The sequence below is a fragment of the Leptolyngbya sp. Heron Island J genome (assembly GCF_000482245.1).
Taxonomy (GTDB): Bacteria; Cyanobacteriota; Cyanobacteriia; order Phormidesmidales; family Phormidesmidaceae; genus Leptothoe.
Genome location: NZ_AWNH01000007.1, coordinates 1 through 22,174, shown reverse-complemented (window position 1 = coordinate 22,174; position 22,174 = coordinate 1). Strand labels below are relative to the sequence as shown.

19 protein-coding genes are annotated in these 22,174 nt (G+C 48.6%); 10 read left to right on the top strand and 9 right to left on the bottom strand.

Annotation, left to right across the window (positions count from 1 at the left end):
- Positions 1-75: 75 nt before the first annotated feature.
- From N836_RS41160 to N836_RS72700, 3 genes are read right to left on the bottom strand one after another with little or no spacing between them, the layout of a single operon-like run.
- Complete coding sequence (locus N836_RS41160; protein ID WP_023070341.1) at positions 76-723, bottom strand: hypothetical protein; 648 nt, start codon at positions 721-723, stop codon at positions 76-78.
- Between the two features lie 46 nt (positions 724-769).
- Complete coding sequence (locus N836_RS41155) at positions 770-1,303, bottom strand: hypothetical protein (RefSeq protein ID WP_023070340.1); 534 nt, start codon at positions 1,301-1,303, stop codon at positions 770-772.
- A gap of 31 nt (positions 1,304-1,334) precedes the next feature.
- Positions 1,335-2,759 (bottom strand): hypothetical protein, encoded by a 1,425-nt coding sequence (locus tag N836_RS72700; protein ID WP_051394497.1) that lies wholly within the window; start codon positions 2,757-2,759, stop codon positions 1,335-1,337.
- A gap of 424 nt (positions 2,760-3,183) precedes the next feature.
- Here N836_RS72700 and N836_RS41145 point away from each other — a divergent pair, with 424 nt between their 5' ends.
- Entirely contained in the window at positions 3,184-3,384 is a 201-nt protein-coding gene (locus N836_RS41145) for a hypothetical protein (RefSeq protein ID WP_023070338.1), read from the top strand.
- A 220-nt stretch (positions 3,385-3,604) separates the two neighbouring features.
- Here N836_RS41145 and ilvC read toward each other — a convergent pair whose 3' ends face one another.
- The 3 genes from ilvC to gatA form a co-directional block, all read right to left on the bottom strand.
- A complete protein-coding gene (ilvC, locus tag N836_RS41140; RefSeq protein WP_031291271.1) occupies positions 3,605-4,600 on the bottom strand; it encodes a ketol-acid reductoisomerase in 996 nt (331 codons plus the stop codon).
- Between the two features lie 344 nt (positions 4,601-4,944).
- Entirely contained in the window at positions 4,945-5,811 is an 867-nt protein-coding gene (locus N836_RS41130) for an Npun_F0296 family exosortase-dependent surface protein (RefSeq protein WP_023070335.1), read from the bottom strand.
- A 444-nt stretch (positions 5,812-6,255) separates the two neighbouring features.
- Complete coding sequence (gene gatA / locus N836_RS41125; RefSeq protein WP_023070334.1) at positions 6,256-7,701, bottom strand: Asp-tRNA(Asn)/Glu-tRNA(Gln) amidotransferase subunit GatA; 1,446 nt, start codon at positions 7,699-7,701, stop codon at positions 6,256-6,258.
- A 284-nt stretch (positions 7,702-7,985) separates the two neighbouring features.
- Between gatA and N836_RS0136765 the strand changes: the two genes are divergently transcribed.
- The 5 genes from N836_RS0136765 (at position 7,986) to N836_RS41105 (ending at position 14,207) form a co-directional block, all read left to right on the top strand.
- Positions 7,986-9,296 carry a serine hydrolase gene (locus N836_RS0136765; protein WP_023070333.1) on the top strand — a complete coding sequence of 437 codons (1,311 nt, stop codon included), beginning with the start codon at positions 7,986-7,988 and terminating at the stop codon, positions 9,294-9,296.
- Positions 9,297-9,645: 349 nt separating this feature from the next.
- Positions 9,646-10,935 (top strand): glucose-1-phosphate adenylyltransferase, encoded by a 1,290-nt coding sequence (locus tag N836_RS41120; RefSeq protein WP_023070332.1) that lies wholly within the window; start codon positions 9,646-9,648, stop codon positions 10,933-10,935.
- Positions 10,936-11,085: 150 nt separating this feature from the next.
- Positions 11,086-12,372, top strand: a complete 1,287-nt coding sequence (locus N836_RS41115) for an ABC transporter permease (protein WP_023070331.1) — start codon at positions 11,086-11,088, stop codon at positions 12,370-12,372.
- Positions 12,373-12,441: 69 nt separating this feature from the next.
- Positions 12,442-13,158 (top strand): ABC transporter ATP-binding protein, encoded by a 717-nt coding sequence (locus tag N836_RS41110; RefSeq protein ID WP_023070330.1) that lies wholly within the window; start codon positions 12,442-12,444, stop codon positions 13,156-13,158.
- 188 nt (positions 13,159-13,346) lie between these two features.
- Complete coding sequence (locus tag N836_RS41105; protein ID WP_023070329.1) at positions 13,347-14,207, top strand: tetratricopeptide repeat protein; 861 nt, start codon at positions 13,347-13,349, stop codon at positions 14,205-14,207.
- Positions 14,208-14,306: 99 nt separating this feature from the next.
- Here the strand turns inward: N836_RS41105 and N836_RS41100 are convergent, their stop codons facing one another.
- Positions 14,307-14,684: a hypothetical protein gene (locus tag N836_RS41100; RefSeq protein ID WP_023070328.1), complete on the bottom strand. Its 378-nt coding sequence runs from the start codon at positions 14,682-14,684 to the stop codon at positions 14,307-14,309.
- Between the two features lie 147 nt (positions 14,685-14,831).
- Between N836_RS41100 and N836_RS41095 the strand changes: the two genes are divergently transcribed.
- Positions 14,832-15,920, top strand: a complete 1,089-nt coding sequence (locus tag N836_RS41095) for a Gfo/Idh/MocA family protein (protein ID WP_023070327.1) — start codon at positions 14,832-14,834, stop codon at positions 15,918-15,920.
- A gap of 236 nt (positions 15,921-16,156) precedes the next feature.
- A complete protein-coding gene (locus N836_RS41090) occupies positions 16,157-16,969 on the top strand; it encodes a hypothetical protein (protein ID WP_023070326.1) in 813 nt (270 codons plus the stop codon).
- A gap of 73 nt (positions 16,970-17,042) precedes the next feature.
- Here the strand turns inward: N836_RS41090 and N836_RS41085 are convergent, their stop codons facing one another.
- Positions 17,043-17,663 (bottom strand): CPP1-like family protein, encoded by a 621-nt coding sequence (locus tag N836_RS41085; protein ID WP_023070325.1) that lies wholly within the window; start codon positions 17,661-17,663, stop codon positions 17,043-17,045.
- 713 nt (positions 17,664-18,376) lie between these two features.
- Between N836_RS41085 and N836_RS41080 the strand changes: the two genes are divergently transcribed.
- Positions 18,377-19,099 (top strand): response regulator transcription factor, encoded by a 723-nt coding sequence (locus tag N836_RS41080; RefSeq protein WP_031291265.1) that lies wholly within the window; start codon positions 18,377-18,379, stop codon positions 19,097-19,099.
- Positions 19,100-19,497: 398 nt separating this feature from the next.
- Here the strand turns inward: N836_RS41080 and N836_RS41075 are convergent, their stop codons facing one another.
- Positions 19,498-20,808, bottom strand: coding sequence for a HetZ-related protein (locus N836_RS41075; protein WP_023070323.1), 1,311 nt, complete (start codon positions 20,806-20,808; stop codon positions 19,498-19,500).
- 541 nt (positions 20,809-21,349) lie between these two features.
- On the opposite strand from N836_RS41075, the gene larC reads away from it, so the two are divergent.
- The coding region (larC, locus tag N836_RS41070) for a nickel pincer cofactor biosynthesis protein LarC (protein WP_023070322.1) at positions 21,350-22,174 on the top strand (825 nt) is incomplete at its 3' end.

Genomic DNA, 22,174 nt, shown 5'->3' with positions numbered 1-22,174 from the left:
AGAGATCTCCCTTAACCGCATTGATTACCTGTTGTTAGAAACAGTTGCCCATAGTAAAACTGCTGGGTATCCCCTTTAAGGCGTATCCCATTGCAGATAGCCACCAATACGAACAATGAAATCATCATAGTCATAGTCAGTATTGGCATCACCCACCAACAATGCCCCAGAATCTTCCCAACGGAGCAATAAACCACCGTCGATCACATCTTCTACCGGACCCTCAAACCTGGCATACTGACGATTACCTGCATTTTGACTACTGGTTGAATATAAAACACCAGCCGGTCGACCGTTAAACGAAGATTCTAGATAAAAACTGTAGTCAGTATTGGCGGCAAACCGAAACTCTTCCAAAGGTTGAGGCACGGTCACACCGGGAGTACCTTGGAAATCATCCCGATTTTGAATACCGGTATCATCTTGAAAATCCGAAGGTTGATTCACCGCTTGAGGCGTATCAGAACTCCTCACTTCACTGTAGATGGGAAACTTCTCTCCAGTTTGTAAATTGACGATGCCAAACGTAGATTGATAGCTGCCGTTAGATTCTAAAAATTCAAACTCGACAACAGTATCTACCGCCAGACGAATACCGCGATTATCAAAGGTTTCTTGAGCTTGCGCAGCTGTAGACAACAGGCCAAACACAGTCGCTGTAGTTACCAAACCCATGGCGGCATTACCGCCAGAGCGGGTCAAACACTCAAAATATCTGCTCATCTTTTGACTCTTTTATTTTCCTGGGGATGTGTGCATGGAGATAGGCTCACCACAAGCGCTGCTCAACTGTGTTGGCTTGCGGGCGAGATTGTGGATATTCGTCTAAAGACTGTCTGGCTGACTGAACTAGACGATTAAACTCCTCACAGGCTAACGACACTGGCGGGGCACTATCACCTGGATTACGGGCAAACCGGCGAGTACCACCCGTACTTTCGGCGGAGCATCCTCGCACAGCCTGTCTTAATTTGTCAGCCAAACTAGCGTTAGGATCAATCCCTAATTCTTCACCATAGGTATCAAAAAAGTCTTCGAAAAATTCAGATAGGCTGACGAAATCTCCATTAGAATTTCTAAAAGTTTGTTCTCCGTCAATGCCTGTATTGTCCGACTGGTTGGGGCCGGTCACATCGGAAAGATTTGGACCGGTCACATCGGATAAATTCGGGCCAGTAACATCGGATTGATTCGTTTGGGCCAAACCAGCTGCAGGTTGCCAAAGGGTTGCGATCGCGACCACACTGGCTAACGTCATTTTCCAACAGGGGCTCGTTGAGGTTGCTTGTTTTTGCAATAACATTTTGATCTTGTGCCTCTATAGTGGTCTCTATCTAAAATTGAAATGAAAAACCAGCACCCATCACAAAACGGCCACCATCCCCTGCTCCAGCAATGTCTCGAACAGCGGGTAGTAGTACAATTGGTACATCCCTAAACGGTGTAATGGACAACCCTGCTGCCAGATCCTGTCCTGTCCACTCCACAATGGCACTGACAGGTTCTGCCACACGGACAGCCATGCTACCAAACACCCCCACACTATCGCGATCGTCAAAAACATCGTCTTCTGTACGAAAACGACCGCTGCCCACTCCAGCCGTCAACGCCACCCGGCTAAATGGCTTGGTAATGCTGTCGCGGGTACGGATCAGATGAGAAACAGAGCCATAAATTGAATCTTCAAAGTCAACAAATCCAGTTGTAGCAAAGCCTTCCCAGCCCAAGGCCACTGACCAATCATCAGCCAATCGCTTATGGAGCTTGGCATTAAAACCACCGGTGCCAAAATCTCGACTGCCGCCAAAACTGGCCACCGTATAGGATAGCTGCACACCAATATTTTCACGGGCATCACCCAAACCAATACCCACAACTAACCCACCATCATCCTTGTTGCCAAAGCGGGTTCGTTCTTGATAGCCTACACCCACAAATCCTGTAAAGTTGTCAGCACCAAAACCAGAGGGGTTAGAAATTGTAATTGCCGGCGAACTACGATAAGGCGTAGGAATATTTGTACTCGCTGGCACACCGTCAAGTAATTGCTCAATAACCTCTTGATCTTGGGGGCTTGGCGTTACAATCGGCGGCTCTAGCGGCAACTGCGCAATTTCAGTAACGCTATCTGACTCAGACTCGACAATTCTAGCTGCCACAATAGTCTCTTTGATATCGCTCTGACTAACAGCCACATCCTCCACAACATCAGGCGTAATCGCATCTTCTGAAGGTAAGCCATCTGCTTGCACCCTAGACGAGTTCTGTTCAGACTCCTGCACAGAATCTTCATCCCTCAGCTCATTGATCGTTTGTTCTGCAGGAGCTGTTACAACGGTTTCTATAAGTGTATTACTATCACCCACCTCTGTTGAACGATCCGCGTTCAACAGGGAGTTTCTAGCAGACACATCACGGCTGACAGTACTGACCAGATTTTCTAATCTAGTAGCTCTGGTATCCTCTTGTTCTGTAGGTGTCAACTCGTCTGTCCCACCACCACTGACCGCAATCGATTGAGAGGCAAACGCTGGTTGCACTTCATTATCTGGCATAATTCGCTGGGCATTAAGAGCCTCACCAGAAGTTTCTGTAGCGTCTGATTGCTGAGTGACCGCTGGGTCTAGAGTATTATCATTGGGCGTGTTATCAGGGTCAACACTGACTTCTGCAGCACTAATATAACCTAAGTTCGCTGAAGAATAGGTTGTTAATAGCGTTAAACAACCAAGTAAGGCTTTGTTTGGGGGCTTGGACACAATTTTTTTCTCGAACAAATATTATTGAATAACATTCAAATCATCACGGTAGATACCCAATCACTGAATCAGCATTATTTTCTTTGAAATTTTCAGGCAACAGCCCAGGAAGTCGGGACAATTCTGAATAATCATTGATGAATAAGAATGACTGCTTTATAAATAAACACCAGCCTGGAAGAGACTCTTATCTCTTCCAGGCCAATCATGACTGTAGTAAAGAACGCAAGCATGAGGACGCAAGCATGAGGGTCAGATACGACGCCCTCCGTATTTTCCGAACCTATAGTCGTGTATATAAGGTTTGGTTAAACCCTAAGTATGGCCTGTAAACTCATTAAAAAATACTGGCACTCTGAGGCTAAGACATTTAATGAATCACGTTTAAATGTCAAAACCCACGCCCTTTGATTAAGGTGATCCTATGCCAGTTCTCAATGTTGGTAACATTCTGTCGAGTTTATTTACCTGGCTCAAACTCGGTGTCTCACTAGCACTCTTGGTTGTGTTAACCACTAAGCTGATAGATATTTGGCAAGAGACTTCTCAAACTCCAGCCCAAACCTCAGAAGGACACAACCGTCTACCCAGAAAATCTATAGACCTGCTGAATCCATGGAAATAATAGAACAACTTTTTTCTCTATACTCAGAGCGCGCAAGAGATTTAAATCATCCCTTACGCGCTCTTTACCTGATAGCAACACTTAAACTGCGCTTGCATAGCAGGTGACGGATTGTTAGAACAATTTCGATTCTTGCAACTTGACTACTTCTCTCAAATTGGAAAGATTGATCAACTAGTCAACACCTGAGTCCTGCCCGCCTTGACTTAAAGACCTGGTTCTAGACCTTCTTCAGCCAGCTAAACATAGCCCGCAGATCCTTACCCACTTCCTCAATGGGGTGCTCAGCTTCCCGTCGCCGAATCGCATTAAATCCTGGATTACCCGCCTGGCTCTCTAGAACAAACTCACGGGCAAACTGCCCCGTTTGAATTTCCTTGAGGATCTGCTTCATCTCTTTCTTAGTATCCTCGGTGATGATGCGGGGTCCCCGAGTGTAGTCACCATACTCAGCTGTATTGGAAATGCTGTGGCGCATATTGGCCAAGCCGCCTTCTACGACCAGGTCCACAATCAGTTTCACTTCGTGGAGACACTCAAAGTAGGCCAACTCTGGCTGATAACCCGCTTCGATCAGGGTTTCAAAACCTGCTTTAATCAGTTCGCTAAGACCACCGCACAAAACAACCTGCTCACCAAACAGATCAGTTTCGGTTTCTTCGCGGAAGGTAGTCTCTAAGATGCCAGCCCGAGTACCGCCGATCCCTTTAGCGTAGGCCATTGCCATATCGCGACCCTTACCAGAAGCATCCTGGAAAACGGCAAACAGCGCAGGCACGCCTTGACCTTGCTCATAGGTGCGACGGACCAGATGCCCAGGCCCTTTGGGGGCAATCATGACCACGTCCACATCGGCAGGGGGAACGATCTGAGCAAAGTTAATGTTAAATCCGTGGGCAAAGGCCAGCACATTACCAGCGGATAGGTTAGGAGCAATGCTCTCTTTGTAGACCGTCTTTTGAACTTCGTCAGGCAGCAGAATCATAATCATATCTGCCGCCGCCGCCGCATCAGCCACCGATTTAACGTTCAGACCTTCAGATTCTGCTTTGGCCGTAGAGCGACTGCCTTCGTAAAGACCCACAACGACGTTGACGCCGCTGTCTTTCAGGTTAAGAGCATGGGCATGACCTTGGGAACCATAGCCAATAATGGCAACGGTCTTGCCATTGAGTAAATCTAGATTTGCGTCACTGTCGTAGTACATCTGGGCCATTAGAAAGCTCTCCTTGATTTGCGGCGGGTAACCAAATTTAAAATTCCAATTCAGCGCCGGCATTCTGAATCAGTAGTGCAGCCTTCCATCCTACCAAACCACCTGCCACTGATGTATCCATTCACATAAGTCTTTAGAAGATGCGTCAGCAACTGGCCCAGACACTGACGCATACATTGATGACTAAAAGCTTTACCTGAGAACTGATTTATAGCTTGGCGCAGCCTCTCCTTTGGAGAGATGCCTTCGGCTGCTATAACCCTAAAAACCTGTATGGCTTCGATCTTCAAAGCCATACAGGTTAAACAGTCGATAAAAAATCTATGAGAGGCTGATCAAAACACCTATGCCATCAAACGACGACGAATCATCATACCAGCGAAAGCAGTCAGCCCCAACAAAATACCAGGTTCCGGGGTTTGAGCAGTGTCTGTACCTTCTTCAAAGTCAAAGGACTGGTCACTAAAGCGGAAGGAGTAGTTATCGGTCTCAAAACCGCCACCACCACTCTGAGTAATTTTGATCCGATTAAACAGACCATCAGTTTCATTGGCATAGAAGTGTACGTAACCGTTGTACTCGTTATTATGATGGGCTGCTTGTGTGGGCAGCTTTGAGTCACTCGAACCAAAGACATTGTTGTAGTCAAACAAACCCAGGCTAGTTTCAACGCCATTGTCGTCAACGTGCAAAAATTCAAACTTGTTCTCAGGACTCAAGGCTCCCCAGTTCATTCCAAAGTAGTTAAGACTACTCGCTAAATCAACAGTGACCGCATTACCTTGAAAAACAGCTAAATAATCGGAGGTATTTTTCTCAGCATTGGCACCAGTAGGTGCCCATTTGTCACTTTTAACATCTGTTCTATCAACACCCAGGGCCTTATCAAAGGTGAAGATCATCGACTCATCGCCAAAGGTATAGGCGTTGGTTTTGCCCGCAACAGACTCACGGACACTGGGATCATTAAAGTCAATGGTAACCACACCTTCGTTGTAGTAAAAATCAGAAAAGGCTCCCAGGGTACCGTTAGGATCATCGAGCAGGTTAACGCCCTTAGTCACTTTAGCGGTGATGCCATCAATGGTGAACTCGCTGTAAACAGGCAAAGACGCATCATCGAAATCGTCTGCCTGGGCCAGGGGGACAATGGTTAGAGGAGCTGCCACAGCGACGGTTGCAGCCAGCAACATCTGATAAATACGCTTCATGGAGAGAGTGCCTGCTTTGATACTGAATGAATGCTTTAGAGTGCATGTCGCAGATGTGCGTTCTGCTACATGCTTGTGATCAGTATCACCAGTAAGGGGCTTCACCCCTAACGGTGAATACCCCTAAAATAGAAGCATCAAAATTTTAGTTGGTTTTTCTGGGGGTTAACCTTAAATTGAGACAACAATTTTATATTTATCAGTAAATATACTTAGAACAGATTTCAAGTAACTGGTTGATTAACTGGTTTGTTCTAGTTAGCTGACTGAGTTCATAGCATTGGCTTACGTCTTACTTCGGAATCGGGTTAGGCATCTTCCAGAGCCAGCCGTGCTACTCGCATAAATTTTATTCAAACCAAAAGCGTAACGGATGAAGAGAATTAACTCTTCATCCGTTACGCTTCATCAACCCATACGTCTAGTTTTTGGTTCTACGTTGCCCTAGACCTGGGGCATCTTTTCATGCCAGGGTGTGGCTTGTTCGTAGGCCGATGCTACTTCAAATAAGGTGTCTTCTCGCAGAGCATTGCCAATTAGTTGCATACCAATGGGTAACCCTGACTCATCAAACCCACAAGGGAGACTGATACCGGGTAAACCCGCCAGATTCACTGTAATTGTCATCAGGTCAGACAAATACATGCTGAGGGGGTCGTTGACTTTTTCTCCTGCTTTAAAGGCGGTACTGGGCACCGTGGGTGTCATCAGTACATCGACGTCTTTAAAGGCAGCTTCAAAATCTTGCTTGATCAGGGTGCGTACTTTCTGTGCTTGCAAGTAGTAGGCATCGTAGTAACCTGCGGATAGGGCATAGGTGCCAATCATGATGCGTCGCTTCACCTCAGGACCAAAGCCTTCAGCCCGCGTCTGCTTATACATCGACAGTAGATTGTCGGTATCTGAGCGCATGCCATAGCGAACGCCGTCATAGCGGGCCAGATTCGATGAGGCTTCTGAAGGGGCAATAATGTAATAGGTGGGTAGCCCATAACTAAAATTAGGGCAGGAAATCTCGGTAATCTCTGCACCTAGTTTTTTTAGTTGCGCAATGGCGGCATCCATCGCTTTGGCTACGTCGGAGTCTAACCCTTCGCCAAAGGTTTCTTTGACCAGGCCAATGCGCTTACCCTTGAGATCGGTTTTTAGGTGCTGGGTGTAGTCTGGGATTTTGACATTAAGACTGGTGGAGTCTTTGGTGTCATACCCTGCGATCGCACCGAGTAAAATTGCTGCATCTTCCACCGTGCGGCTAAAGGGACCAATCTGATCGAGGGAGGAGGCAAAGGCCACCAGACCGAAACGCGACACCAAACCGTAGGTAGGTTTCATGCCAACCACACCACAGTAGGCAGCAGGCTGCCGGATAGACCCGCCGGTATCTGAACCCAGGGAGATGGGAGCCTGATCAGCTGCGACCGCTGCCGCTGACCCTCCCGACGAACCGCCAGGCACACGGGCCGTATCCCAAGGATTGGCGGTAAGCTGATAGGCAGAGTTCTCGGTAGAGCTGCCCATGGCAAACTCATCCATATTGGTCTTGCCCAGAAAAATTGCGCCAGCATCGGCTAAGCGCTGAGTGACGGTTGACTCGTACGGGGGAATAAAGTCCTCTAGAATTTTGGAAGCGCAGGTGGTGGGAATACCCTTTGTGCAAAGGTTATCCTTAAGAGCAATGGGGATACCGGCTAAGGAACCAATGGGTTCACCCGCTGCGATCGCAGCATCTACCTGCTGAGCCTGAGCCAACGCCTTATCCGCCGTGATCGCCAAAAAGCTATGTAATTTAGGCTCTAGCGTCTGCAATCGTTCCAGATATGCTTGAGCAATTTCAACCGCAGTCCGTTCTTTTTTAATGAGCTGCTGCTGCAACTTGCGGATGACTGACATTCGGGCTCCTTCAGTACGCCTAGCAATTCCAACCTAACAGTATAGGTGCGAATGGCAGGAATCGGACCAATGACATGATTAATCCCAATCCGGGGTGTTGCTAGCAGGTTTTCCAGGAAATGTGTAGCTGAGTACAATCCTGTACATTTCTTCCGTATTATTTTTTCTGTAGTGAGTACCTGGTGTATTTAATAACTAAGGGTTATCCGTGAGCAGACGTCGCTTGTCCTTCGTTCATATCTGAAAATCATCTGCGTCATCGTTGTGCCGGTTCATAAGCGTATATGCTCCTTTTTAGTTCCACTCCTAAACCTATCTGGCGTCAGACCTGGTTACGTCTGTTGTTGCTGTCGGGCAGCACCCTCGGGGCGTTACTGTTAGTCATGCCTCGATTATCATCGGAGTGGTTATCTGCCTCTGAAAACACCAATGAACCTCCAGTTGAGCTGCGTCAGGTTAATCCTGATGGCATCATCAGACCGTATTTAGCCCTGAGTCAGCTGAGTCATGGTCTGACCGAGCGTGTCCTCGAAAAAGCCCATGCTGCCGCTAGCTACAGAAATGCGATCGCGCTGGCTGAACAAGCCCTGGCCCTACGCAAACAAGGCAGCAACCTGGAACTTAGCCAACAGGAAAAAGCCCTATGGCAACAAGCGATTCAATCACTTCAGGCCGTTGATAGTCGTGCTGCACAGTACCCTCAAGCTCAAGCAAAATTAAAGGAATATGGCAACGTTGCCACCTTTGTCAGCCACCGGATTAGTCAACAGCGCTCCGACTTTTTGATACCGATCGCCTCTGCCAGCGGCAATCCCAACATGGTCCGGATCTCCCTATGTCAGCTTGGCACCAGTGAATGTCGATCATTTCGTGGCGATGTCCCCCCTGCTAGCCTCGCCAGCCTGGTAAAACTTCCCATCGCTGTGGCCCTGATGCATCAGGTAACCAACGGTCAGGCCAATCTAGATGAGCAGCTCTATATAGACCCCAGCAACTTCACAGAAAATGCCCAGGGGGCCAAAATCTTCGTTGATAAAACCTATACCTTGCGAGAGGTTATGGTGCGCATGATTACTGAAAGTAATAACATTGCTACCAACCAGCTCATCGACTATATGGGCTACGAAACCATTAATTCAGCCCTTAAAGCAGAAGGATTTGCTAGTACCACCGTGGGCCACAAACTAGTTGGCGACAGCACGTATCCCAAGCGCATGGGATCAGGGAAAAATCGCAGCACAGCCGATGAGCTGACTCAAATGATGATGCGCATATATAGCTTTACCAAGGCCAGTGATGAAGAAATTCTCGATGCGCTAGTGGGCCAATATGACCTGGATTTTGGCTACAGAGCCCTAATTAAGGAAAAACCCGAGATTTTTTGGATCGGTGAAAAAACCGGCCAAAACTCTTCAGTCATCGGCACTACAGTTGCCTTTAAAGTCAAGGAAGAGCGCTATGTCATGACGGTCACCATTGATAGAAGTGCAAATCAAGGCAGGCTTCGACAAATCATCCGAGACGTGGCCCAATACCTATTAGAAAACGGTCCATTGAACCAGCAGCCAGCCCCTACACTTGCCAGGAGACTTTAATTAGCAATAGCTAATTAAATATCCGTTTGTATTAGAAAAAAGCCCGTATAAAGAGCTTTTCCACACTCATATTTTCTATAACTAACGCTCTCTTAATTAGGCTCTTTTTGGATGTAAAAGAGCCAGTTTTGATGAAATAAATAGAGTGCCTTAAAAAGCAATGGATTTACTGAGTAACTCTGTAGATTTGTTTGGCTTATCAAGCCCATAGGCAAGGTGTGGAGCGCTCTTACCGATTGCGTATCTCAGAACACAAAGCAAAAATAATTTGTTTCAACCTCTTGTCAAGGATTAGATACACCCTCAAACTAAATAGTGAATTAATAAACTGCGCTAGTGAGACGATCCTGTGAAAAGAGTTCTTTCGATTATTCTCGGCGGCGGGGCTGGCACTCGCCTCTACCCTTTAACCAAGTTTCGTGCAAAGCCCGCAGTTCCACTAGCCGGTAAATATCGACTAATTGATATTCCAGTTAGTAACTGTATCAACTCAGAAATCTTAAAAATCTACGTCCTCACGCAGTTTAATTCAGCCTCACTCAATCGCCACATTACTCGCGCTTACAATTTTTCCCAATTTAGCGATGGTTTTGTTGAGGTATTGGCAGCGCAGCAAACTCCCGAAAGCCCCAGCTGGTTCCAGGGTACAGCTGATGCTGTCCGTAAATATCTATGGTTATTTGAGAGCTGGGATGTCGATGAAATTATCATTCTTTCCGGCGATCATCTCTATCGGATGGACTACAGCCTGTTTGTAGAACGTCATCGCAGTACTGGCGCAGATGTAACCTTATCGGTGGTGCCTGTAGGCCATAAGGTGGCTTCTAGCTTTGGTTTAATGAAGATTGACAGCGCCGGTCGGATTGTTGACTTCTATGAAAAACCTAAGGGTGATGCCCTTGAATCCATGAAGGTTGACACGAGCACCCTGGGATTAAACCCTGAAGAGGCCAAGAAGAATCCCTTTATTGCCTCCATGGGTATCTACGTATTCAAAAAGCAAACGCTGATTGATCTGCTACGACGGTCTCCTGAGCAAACTGATTTTGGTAAGGAGATTATTCCAGGCGCTGCCCGCGACTACAACATTCAGGCTTATCTGTTTGATGGTTACTGGGAAGATATTGGGACTATTGAGGCCTTTTTCCATGCCAACCTTGCCCTAACCCAGCAACCGCGTCCACCGTTTAGCTTTTACGAGGAAAATTCCCCCATTTATACTCGGGCTCGCTATTTGCCGCCTAGCAAATTGCTCAACTGTGAGGTAACTGAGTCAATTGTGGGTGATGGCTCTATCCTTAAGCAGTGCACCATTAAACGCACCGTGATTGGATTGCGTCAGCGTATCGGTGCCAACTGCGAGATTGAAAATGCCCTACTGATGGGAGCCGACTACTATGAGTCTGCCACCGAAAGCCATCAGCATCTCACCCGTGGCAAAGTCCCCGTAGGTATTGGTGAAAGCACCATTATCAAAAACGCTATTGTCGATAAAAATGCCCGCATTGGCCGCAATGTAAAAATCGTCAACAAGGAAAATATTCAAGAAGCGGAGCGGGAAGATCTCGGTTTCTATATTCGTAGCGGTATTGTCGTTGTTCTCAAAAATGCCGTGATTCCCGACGGCATGATTATTTAACCCGTAGGTTGGGTGGGCGGTACCTAACCTTTCACAGATATTCTCCTTGGCAAAGGGCTTCCAAAAATGGAAGCCCTTTGCCATAAATGTCGTTATCGAATCTTGGGTTTATTCTGGTGGTAATGTGCCAGGGCAATTTCTCTGCTATCCATGGCCTACCGGTGGGCAGTGCCCACCCTGCCCATTAATGATTTGCCTTTTACCTCTTATATGGATTTTCGCGAAAGTCTCAAAATGGCAATCAAAACTTTGACTGCCAGTAAACTTCGCAGCAGCCTGACGATGTTAGGCATCATCATTGGTAACGCCTCCGTCATCTCCATGGTTGGTTTGGGAGAGGGCGGTCGCCGCTATATCAATGAGCAAATACAAAGTCTGGGGCCTAATATTTTATTCATCGTGCCGGGAAATCGGGAAACTCGCGAGCTGGGCGGTTTGGAAATTACCCGTAATTTAGTCCTAGCAGATGCAGAAGCGATCGCAAAGCAGGTACCGTCAGTCGTCGATGTTGCCGCTGAGAATACCACTCCAGGCATCGTGACATTTCTCAATCGCAATGCGAATGCCAGTGTGATTGGTACAAATCCAGGCTTTATCAGCGTCCGTAACTTCACCACGGAACAAGGGCGGTTTATTTCTGATTTGGATATGAATCGCACCAGTGCCGTGGCGGTTCTAGGCAATTCCCTGGCTGAACGGCTGTTTGAAGACGAAATTCCCCTAGGTCAATCGCTGCGAATTAATGACATTAGCTTTGAAGTGGTGGGAGTACTGGCGGTTCAGGGCTCCAATCTGGGGGTGAATTACGACGATGCAGTGATGATTCCACTCACCACCCAGTCCAGTCGCATTGTGGGGCGCACCTCTCCCTATGGCATTGAGGTGGGCTTTATCTCAGCCACCGCTCGTGATGGGGAGAGTATGCAAACAGCAGAATTTCAGATTGCTAATCTGCTGCGGCTGCGCCATGGCATCACCGATCCTAAAGACGATGACTTTTTTATCCAAAACCAGGATACGTTGCTCACCATTGCCGATACCATCACCGGGGCTTTAACCCTGATGCTGGCTGCGATCGCAAGTATTTCTCTCCTGGTCGGCGGCATTGGCATCATGAATATCATGCTGGTATCCGTCCGCGAACGCACCCAAGAAATTGGTCTGCGCAAAGCCGTCGGGGCTTCCCAACAAGATATCCTGATCCAGTTTTTAATCGAAGCGATTATTCTCTCCGCCGCTGGTGGTGTAATCGGCACACTGCTCGGCGTCAGCGGCATCAGTCTACTGAGCCTGCTCACCCCCTTCGAGTCCTCCGCTTCCATCAGCGCCATCGTCCTGGCGGTTGGCGTTTCCGGCAGCATTGGCCTATTCTTTGGCGTTATCCCCGCCCGTCAGGCCGCTAAACTCGACCCGATTGTGGCGTTGAGAAGCATTTAGCAGCAACGGATTGAGTCAAAGAGTTTTGAATTTTAAGCCGCTTCTCTCACACCTACTCCCCAGTCCCCAATGCCAGCCCTCATCAACCTCCAACACATTTTCAAAGTCTACGGCAGCGGCAATACTGAAGTCCGAGCCCTATGGGACGTCAGTTTAAGCATTAACCAGGGAGACTACTGCTCCATCATGGGGCCATCCGGTTCAGGTAAATCTACGGCCATGAACGTGATTGGCTGTTTAGATCGTCCCACTAAGGGTCATTACTTTTTTGATGGCCAGGATGTGGCCCAGCTAGATGATGACGCCCTGGCAATTATTCGCAATCGGAAGATTGGTTTTGTATTTCAGCAGTTTCATTTATTGCCTCAGCTGAGTGCGCTAGATAACGTTGCCTTGCCCATGGTCTACAGCGGCATTCCAGCCGCTGAACGCCGAGAACGAGCTACCAAAGCTCTGCATCAGGTGGGTTTGGGCAATCGATTGACCAATAGACCCAGCCAGTTATCGGGGGGACAACAACAGCGGGTAGCCATCGCCCGTGCCATTGTGAATCGACCGCTGCTGCTCTTGGCGGATGAACCCACCGGGGCGCTGGATACCACGACCACCGAAGAAGTGATGAAGATTTTTGCCGAGCTCAATCGTGGCGGCATTACCGTTATTATGGTGACCCACGAGCCAGCCGTGGCTCAGCTCACCAAACGAGTGGTATGGTTCCGTGACGGTGAAATCGTTGATGCCCACATGAGCCCGGACAAGGTAAGCTATGGCACATTAGTGGAATAAGGGAAATTACTGATACACTCCTACTCAAATCCCCAGAATTAGGTGCTAGGCTATGAATCACTTCCCTGTATCATTTAACATCTCTAACACTGATTGACCTGGGATCATCCACTGGGGTCATCAATATTCTGTGGATCTCACCTACTCACTAGCTCAGCCAGTCACTAGCCAACACGGGGGAAAATTTAATGAATCTAGGTCATCGCTATGGGCTGCCACTCCTAATCGCGCTGAGCCTGAGTGCGACCAAACCGGCCCTCAGTCAAGAATTTCGCAGTGCTGAAGCCGCCGTTGAGCAGGGTGTGATCTATGTTCAGCAGGGACAGCTTGACGATGCGATCGCCGCCTTTCAACGCGCCATAGACCTTGACCCCGACCTGGCTGTGGCCCACTACAATCTGGGGCTAGCCTACCGAGAACAGCGCGAAATGCAGGCCGCCGCCGATGCCTTTTGGAAAGCCACCCAAGCAGACGCCAACTTTACAATGGCCTATGTCAATCTCGGGGCAGCTTTGCTAGACGGCGGCAACCTGGAGCAAGCGGAAAGCTATCTTAAACGGGCCGTTACCCTCGAACCTCGCTTAGGGATCGGCCATTACAACCTGGGTTTGGTGCAACGTCGCCAGGGCAATCTAGCCGTCGCCCTCGATTCGTTTTTAACAGCGGTAGAACATAGCCCCCAGGCCCCGGAAGTGCATTACCAAATTGGTTTAATCTATCTGCAGCAAAGCCAGCTAGAAGGTGCTTTACAGGCCTTTGAAACGGCAATTGACATCGACAATAATTATCCTGAAGCCCATTACAATTTGGGAATTACCCACTTTGGTCGGGGTGAGGCCGAACTCGCCCTCAATCATTTTGACCGAGCAATTCAGCTATATCCCAGCTTTGGGCACGCCTACTACTCTAAGGGGTTAGCCTTAGCGGAACTTGGACGTACTAGTGAAGCCGAACAGGTATTGCAGCAGGCCCTGAATCTTTACATCAATCAAGGTCGCAATCAATGGGTCACCAACACCCAGGCCCAGCTAGAGCGAATCCGCCAGTAGGGGCAGCCCCTTGTGGATTTGTGGCTGCCCAAGGCATGAAGTCTGTCTCTGGGGCACACCCACAAAGGGATGTCCCCAAATTCCTTACCAATACTCTGTCTAGCTAAAGAAGTCTAATTCAAACGCACGGGCCTGACCACTCTCCAATAGCGCCAGGTTGCTTTTTAGCTGTCGCCAAACCAGACCAGCACTGAGAAATGTCAAGGGGACAGCTGCCGCATAGGACAGCCATGTGGGAGTGCCAAAACAGCCTAGCCCCGACGCCAAAAAGATCGCCGTTCCAGTGCAAATACCTAGAAATGGCAGCTGGATGCTCAAACCACCTAGCTTAGCCACAACTGCCGAAGAACGAGTTTCACGCCATACTGCCACGATCTCCTTGAGAACAGCACTAAACGCGGCTCCTGATGTGATGGCGATAAACAGACCAGCCACCATAAAAAAGTAGGGGGGCGTAAAGAAATAGTAGTAGTTCATGGCTGAGCCGTAGCTTGTAAAGTTCTATTAACGCTACTTATTATACGCGCAGATTATACCGACAAAGCGGCTAGCGCTATGTCCCCGCTTGTCGCTAGTCTGTAGTCAAAGAGTTCGTCAGCTCTGTCGTCTAGCTTCCATCACACTATGACTCAGGCATCCATTGGTGTTGCTGTTGTTGGCACAGGGTTTGGTCAAAAAATCCATATTCCTGGGTTTAAGGCCCACCATCGTACCGAATTGATAGCGGTTTATCATCGCGATCGCAACCAGGCCCAAGCCATCGCCGAACGTCATGGTATTTCCCATGCCTGCGACACGATCGAAGCCGTTGTCAGCCTGCCTGAAGTGCAAGCCGTTAGCATCGCCACCCCACCCTTCACCCACCATGGGATGGCCGCAACCGTGCTTAAAGCCGGTAAACATCTGCTATTGGAAAAACCGACAGCCCTGAACCTACAAGAAGCCCAGGATCTCCATAGCCTCGCCCAGCACCACAACGTGGCAGCTGTGATGGATTTCGAATTTCGTTTCATTCCCGCCTGGCAGCGGTTAGCAGAATTACTCCAGGAAGGCTACGTCGGCCAAAAGCGCCTGATCAAAATTGACTGGATTGCCGGCAGTCGAGCCAATCCAGAACGAGCCTGGAACTGGTACGCCCGCAAAGATCAAGGCGGTGGCGCATTAGGCTCCATTGGCTCCCACATGTTTGACTACATTAGCTGGTTATTTGGACCGATCAAACGTTTGTCTGCCAACCTCAGCACCACCATTATCCAGCGACCAGATCCAGTTTCCGGTGACTATAAACCCGTTGATTCTGACGACACCTGCAGCATTACCCTGGAACTCGTTGATGGCACTCCAGTGCAGGTCACTCTAAGCGCTGTCGCCATGGCCGGTCGAGGCCACTGGGTTGAAGTGTATGGCGACCAAGGCACCCTTGTCCTTGGGAATGCTAACCAGAAAGACTATATCCATGGTTTTACCCTCGCCGGCAGTCAAGCTGGTGCCCCCCTGACCCCACTTGAGATCCCAGAACGTCTGGCGTTTCCCAAACTTTACAATGACGGTAGACTAGCGCCCTTTATTCGCGTGGTTGATCACTGGGTAACCTGTATTGAGCAACGGAACATCTCAGCCCCCTCACTCAAAGAAGGAGTCTATTCACAGCTACTCATGGACCTCACTCACCAGGCCCATACTCAACAAACTTGGATCACGGTATCCAATTAAACTGCAGCAAAGCACTTTCTACGGGAAATTGCCTAAACACTAAGGCATAAAGTGCCTAGACAAAGCCAGCTAAAGCATTCGATTATTACAAAAACGCATACCGCTTCCAACTCAGCTTGTTAGTTGTCCCCTGACAATTGAAAACCTGGGCTAAGCGCTTAAATCAATTGATGTCCTGAGTAATGTACATTAAAGAGTGATGCGTAGCACGTTGAGGATAGAAGTCGTCCACAGCCATGTCGTCGCAACAGTTTCCCATTAATTCCTTACAAGCCCTCAGACGTTCTCTCAAGCAGCAGCTCGTATTGCCAGCCTGTGAGCATGCTCCTAGTGTCACCGATGAGAATATGCCCGAACCCGACTCGTTGGCTAGCTTAAGCAATTTGTTTCGCAAAGGCGGTTTTAACCATACAGAAGGGTCCACCCCTAACACCAACGGGCGCTGGTTTATTAGTACTGCTGATGCCAGTGTGGCACTCAAACGCTTACCAGGCATTGCCCTCAAGCCCAATTACTGTCTCGTCACCTATCTCTATCGCATCAGACGCGCTAATACTAATCATGGTGGCGCAGTCACGTGGGCCATGGTTAACCAACTCAGCACGACCTCCCATTTGGAAGCCGCTCTGACTCAAGCCGGTGACCACAATACGCCTCCGTATCCTGAGGGAGCCTTGCGCAACTATATGAATGCCATTACCGGCAATCTGACGACCACGTCATTTCTAGTCGCCTCAATTTTCCAGCGAGAACTCCAGGAGTTTGGCCGCTGTGGTCGATTTCACCGCTGGCAACACCATCGTTTAATTGGGACTATACCCCACCAGCGCCACTGGCAATGGCGCATGGAAGTACCCGCAACCTTAACTCCAACGGTACGTACCCTCCCCAATGGCAGTGTAACGGTTGAATTCTATACCTGTCGTATCATGCCGCCCATTGGTATTTTTCGCCATGTTGATCGCTACCAGGGCAATAACTATGTGGCTAGGTCCAGTAATCAAGCCATTGCTTCGGTCGCCAAACAAAAAACGTCCCAATTAGTTTAGCTCAGCCAGCCCGGAACTCGCGCTGGCCCAAAGCAGTCAGTCAGAACGTTCAGTCAATGCTTAGAGAAGACCTTTAGCGCAGGAAGCTACTGATAAACCACAGTAGAACCATGGTAATAATCCCAACTATCGCATTTGCACGTTCCAACGTCAGATCAAAGCTGGGCTGACCAATCAAGTTAATGGCTAGAAATCCTAATAAAACGCCCACCAGCAATCCACCAGCTGCAAAGGCAAAAGAACGCCAGAACTTCCGTTCCTTGCGGTTGATAAAGAAAATGGTGGCGGCCACGGAAAAACCCAAAGCCGTTGCTGCGCCATTGACCACAAACCAGGCCAGGGCGGCAAGTCCTAAAAACACGACCGATGGCCATAGAATATCGTCGCGACTGGGGGTGTCCAACCAATCCTGCAGCCAGCCAGGAGGCTGAGGTGCAGGTAGCGATACCCTGGGCGTAGATGACAAGGATTCGGCTGATTTTTCGGCAAACCGAATGCGGTCAGGCACTTTGATCTTGCCCTCCTGACGCATTCGCAGCCGCTCCATCAAAATGGCGTCGTAGGCAGCCTCAATGGCCTCTTTTTGCTGAGGATTGCTCTCACATTCTTCTAGGAGACGTTTACGAGCGACCTGTACCTCTTCAAACGAGGATGACTCATCTAATCCCAACGTTTTATAGTTGCTCTCATTCATGTCGACACCTAGTATGCACAGCGGCCATTACGACGATTATAAAGATGATATGACGTACACCTGTGGCAAATAGTGTGCTGCACATCAAAAACACTATTTGCCATGATAACCACCAGTTTAACCATCCTGACAAAAAAACAGGCACAGCATAACAGAAATGTCAGATAACTTTTTAGAAGTTTCCTTGTCTACTGGGGTGTCATCCTTATAATTACTGGCAGTTCTGATACTTATTCTGAAGAATTAGTGCAGACGAGTTGTACTGCGCAGCGTGTATGCACCACTAATAAACTCAAGATATTTCAATAAACTTATAGATATGGCATCTACAGTGCCAGTTGACCGGCTGTAATTAGCAGAATTCTTTGATAAGGTGTGGAAGCCCTGTAAAACTTCTCTGAAGTTATTGAAAACTTGTGAAATAGGACTTTAGACGGGCTTTCACAGGCAGTCTAATTTCAGTAGGATTTATGCCGTTGCTGATCTACAGAATGAATCGATCTAGGATGGAGGCAAATTGCTAAACCCTCTCAGATTAAGTCCTCTCAAGGATCAGCAATGTCCAATTTATGCCGTTGCTGATTTACAGTATGAATCGATCTGCAAGCATTGCAACTAGCACATACTTAGCAGATGAAATCATACCGAGACTCCGTAACGTCCGATTTATTTTTACCTTTTTACCTAGACTCGTATTTTTTGGTGTAAGGATTATGACCACGGCCTCTGCCAAAATTTTAGTTGTTGACGACGACCCAGCCATTCGCAATCTTATTCATCGATTTTTAGCGAAGCAGACCTATGAAATGGAATCTGCTGAGGATGGGAAACATGCCCTGGCTGTATTTGAGCAGTTCAATCCAGATTTAGTTATTTTGGATGTTAATTTACCCGACGCTAATGGCTACGACCTGTGCAAAGAAATGCAGTCCCGCACAGGTGTTTTTGTGTTGATGCTCACCAGTCGTACGGATGAATCAGATAAAATCCATGGTTTTAACCAGGGAGCTGATGATTATATTACTAAGCCATTTAGCTTAGGCGAACTTGAGGTGCGCGTGGGGGCAATTCTGAAGCGCCAGCGTCCAGTGACAGCAGCTGAGCAGCAGTGTCTGACCTTTAACTCTCTGGCAATTGATCCGATCCGCCGAGAAGTCACTCTGGAGAGTCAGCTGGTGCCGTTAACGGCTCTGGAGTTTGATCTGCTGCACTTCCTCGCTAGTCACCCCGGTCGCGTCTGGCGACGTACTGAGCTGATCCAAAAGGTTTGGGACTATGAATATGTGGGTGATCAACGGGTGGTTGATGTCCATATTGGTCAGATTCGTAAAAAGATCGAAATTGATACTAACCAACCCACATTGATCCAAACGGTACGGGGAGTTGGCTATAAGTTTGAGCCACCTGCCACGAATGCCGAGGCCAGCGAAGGGTAAGCCAACGGGGCCACAGCGGAGTTAATTGCTAATGACATCCCCTTACGGGGCTGAGTAACTCAACAACTAACTTTTGGCAAAACGCCTAAGAGCTACAGAATTATGCTGTAGCTCTTCTTCTTATGGTCGCGAAAACCAAAGGAATGAGGACAGAAGACTAAGGACACTGCTTTAAGTAATCCCAAATCCGAATTCAGTAACCCCGATTGAACATGGATAACTCCGTAGGGGCAATCCCTTGTGGTTGTCCGGCGATATCGGGGGCATATAACCAGGATTTCGTAAAATTGTCTTACCTCACCTTGCACGTGCTACACATTCCCTGACATACAAAAAAAGGCCTCCGCAAAGCGAAGGCCATGGACGTGCACTCAAGGAAATAGTGTGGGAGCGTTCGCTTATGCGTCCACCTTCGCTACAGGTTTAACTGAGCGGTTGGTGTTACGAAGTTTCCAAGCACTCGATACGATTTGACTCCAGCGGCGCTGTACCCGTTTGGGGGTCCACCCTAGGTGCTGAGCAATATCAGCATCTGATGGTGTCGAGCGTTGCGGGTCTTGCATTTGCTGCTGCTTCAGGGCCAATAGCTGTTGCTGATCAGCCGTTAGTTCAGCCGTAAATGCGGTCCATTCCTTGGGAGATAATCCAAGGTTTTTATCGAGATCTGCTCCTAACCATTGGTGGACTAATTCCCAGTTATGAGACTGGGCAAATTTTTCCACGTGGTACTTAAAACGCTGCTGTAGATAATCGCGCTGTCGTGGTGTTAGCCCCAGCACTTCATCAATTTCAGAAGCGGCCATGTCCTGTAGCCTCAAAGCCAGGTAGTCGATACAGGCAGGCTGATCTTGATCTTCAAGGTACTCGACTAGCTCGCGGATGATGCGATCGCGCAGTACCGCTTCAGCCGGATCAGTGACATCGGCCACCATCTGCTCACGAATTTGCTGCAGGGCCGAAGACCGAGAGTCAGCATCATCACTTTTGGGTGAGTCAACCGCCATCTCAATATCGACACAGGTTTCTGCTGGCAGCCGCTTAGCAAAGCTTTGAGCCCGCAAAACCAGTAGCTGTTGGTTATAACAGCCAGGCAGTGAAATCCGCCGCTTGGCATACTGCTCGGTAAATGCCATATACTCAGCCAACTCCAACCGGGTTCTAGGAGTGTAGTCAGCTTCGAGATGGTTTTCCCGACGAAAGGCCTTGAGTACTTCGATGTAGAAGCTTTGGAGAAAGTCTTCTAGTAGATTGCAACGACCCTGAAAACCTAGCTGGGTTTTAGCAGGTGCAATATAGCGATATGCGATCGCACTCAGCCGACTTTGTAGTTCCACCCGTCCTTGGCGAGAGCCCAGACGGTAATACTCCAAATACTTCTGAATTCGATTTTCCGCCAGGGAATGTTGCCAAGCATTAACTTCACCGGAGGCTTGAATTCGGTCGCTTTTGCGGCAAATACGAGCCACCTCGATAGCCAAACGGTTGGCCACAGCATTCACAGTACGAGTACTGCCTTTCACCTGCTCTTGAATCATTTGAACCAGAAAACTTACCAGCGCCTGATCAACAGGACACAGCTCATTTTCATGGGTTGAATTCACAGTGTCATCCTTAGTTGACCGGATGGAGCCAGCCGTGGGATGAAGAACGACATTATTAGATGACTTAGTTAGGTTTAATACGTTTGTAGCGGTAGATTGAGCTTTCATAATTCCCTTAGTGATGCACGCCCCTACAATTCGAGGAGCTGTTCAATTGGCAGTTGGAGCTGTAGGCCTGTCCATTAGTGGACAGTTTCACTGTAGAGGGACTCAATCTGGAATCGAAATAACAGTGTGTCACTATCCAAACCAAATGAACCAAAAGTCTGTCTAAAGACCGAAATCTGCTCGAAAGGGTGGGGCATCAATAACTCTAAAATACTTACTGTGTAATCGTTTGGCAGACAGCTCGAACAGGATGGCACACGCGTAAAGGCGATGTCCTTGACTGTGACAGTTGAGTAGATAGTCTATCCTGTAAGTCCATTTTTACCCTTGTGACAGTTGTATGAGATTAATGAGTTTCAAGCCATCAATTCTCAATGCATCAACAACAATTGATGAACTGTTGAATGATCGAAATAGTTCCCTGACGTATTGCACTATTTAATAGCTACGCCAATGTCTGAGCCTGTCCGGTGTTTTTACGGCAGGCCTGAATGAAGTGTGTGTAGGGAAATTTCGCGCTCAGGGGAGATTCTATAAAGCTATGGCAAAGATCGCCTATTTCGATTGCCCAACGGGCATTGCTGGCAATATGTGCCTTGGTGCAATCTTGACGGCAGGGATGCCATTAGACCAGTTGCTGACTCAGTTAGCTGGGTTAGGACTAGAGGCTGAGTATGAATTTACAGTCGCTCAAGTTAGGCGTCAGGAACAAGCGGCAACCGCAGTTACGATCAATCTCAGCAATACGGTCCACACCCATCGACATTTGCCTGAGATCGAGCAGCTCATCCGTGAGGGGAATTTACCCACTCGGGTAGTGGACTGGAGTTTGGCTATTTTTCAGGAATTAGCTGCGGCAGAAGCCGCTGTCCATGGCATTCCAGCCGAGCAGGTGCATTTTCACGAGGTCGGTGCCACTGATGCTCTAGTCGATGTGGTCGGCACTTGTTTAGGGCTGCACTGGCTGGGAGTAGACCGCATCATCTGTTCACCTCTACCCGTCGGTGGAGGCACCGTAAAAGCAGCCCATGGGCGTCTGCCAGTGCCAGCACCGGCTGTGTTGGAACTGTTTAGACGCGCCCAGGTGCCGATCTATAGCAACGGAATTGACCGGGAACTGGTGACACCAACAGGGGCTGCGATCGCAACCACCCTTTGCGATCGCTTTGGTCCTCCCCCCGCCATGACCCTCCAGCAGGTCGGCTTAGGCGCAGGCAGCCATGATTTACCCATCCCCAACATTTTGCGCCTGTGGATCGGCACCTCACCAGAGTCAACGGATACCCACCACACTCACCACACCCACCACACCCACACTCACTCACATCCCCCAACCATCCATAGCCACCCACACCCCCTCACCCCC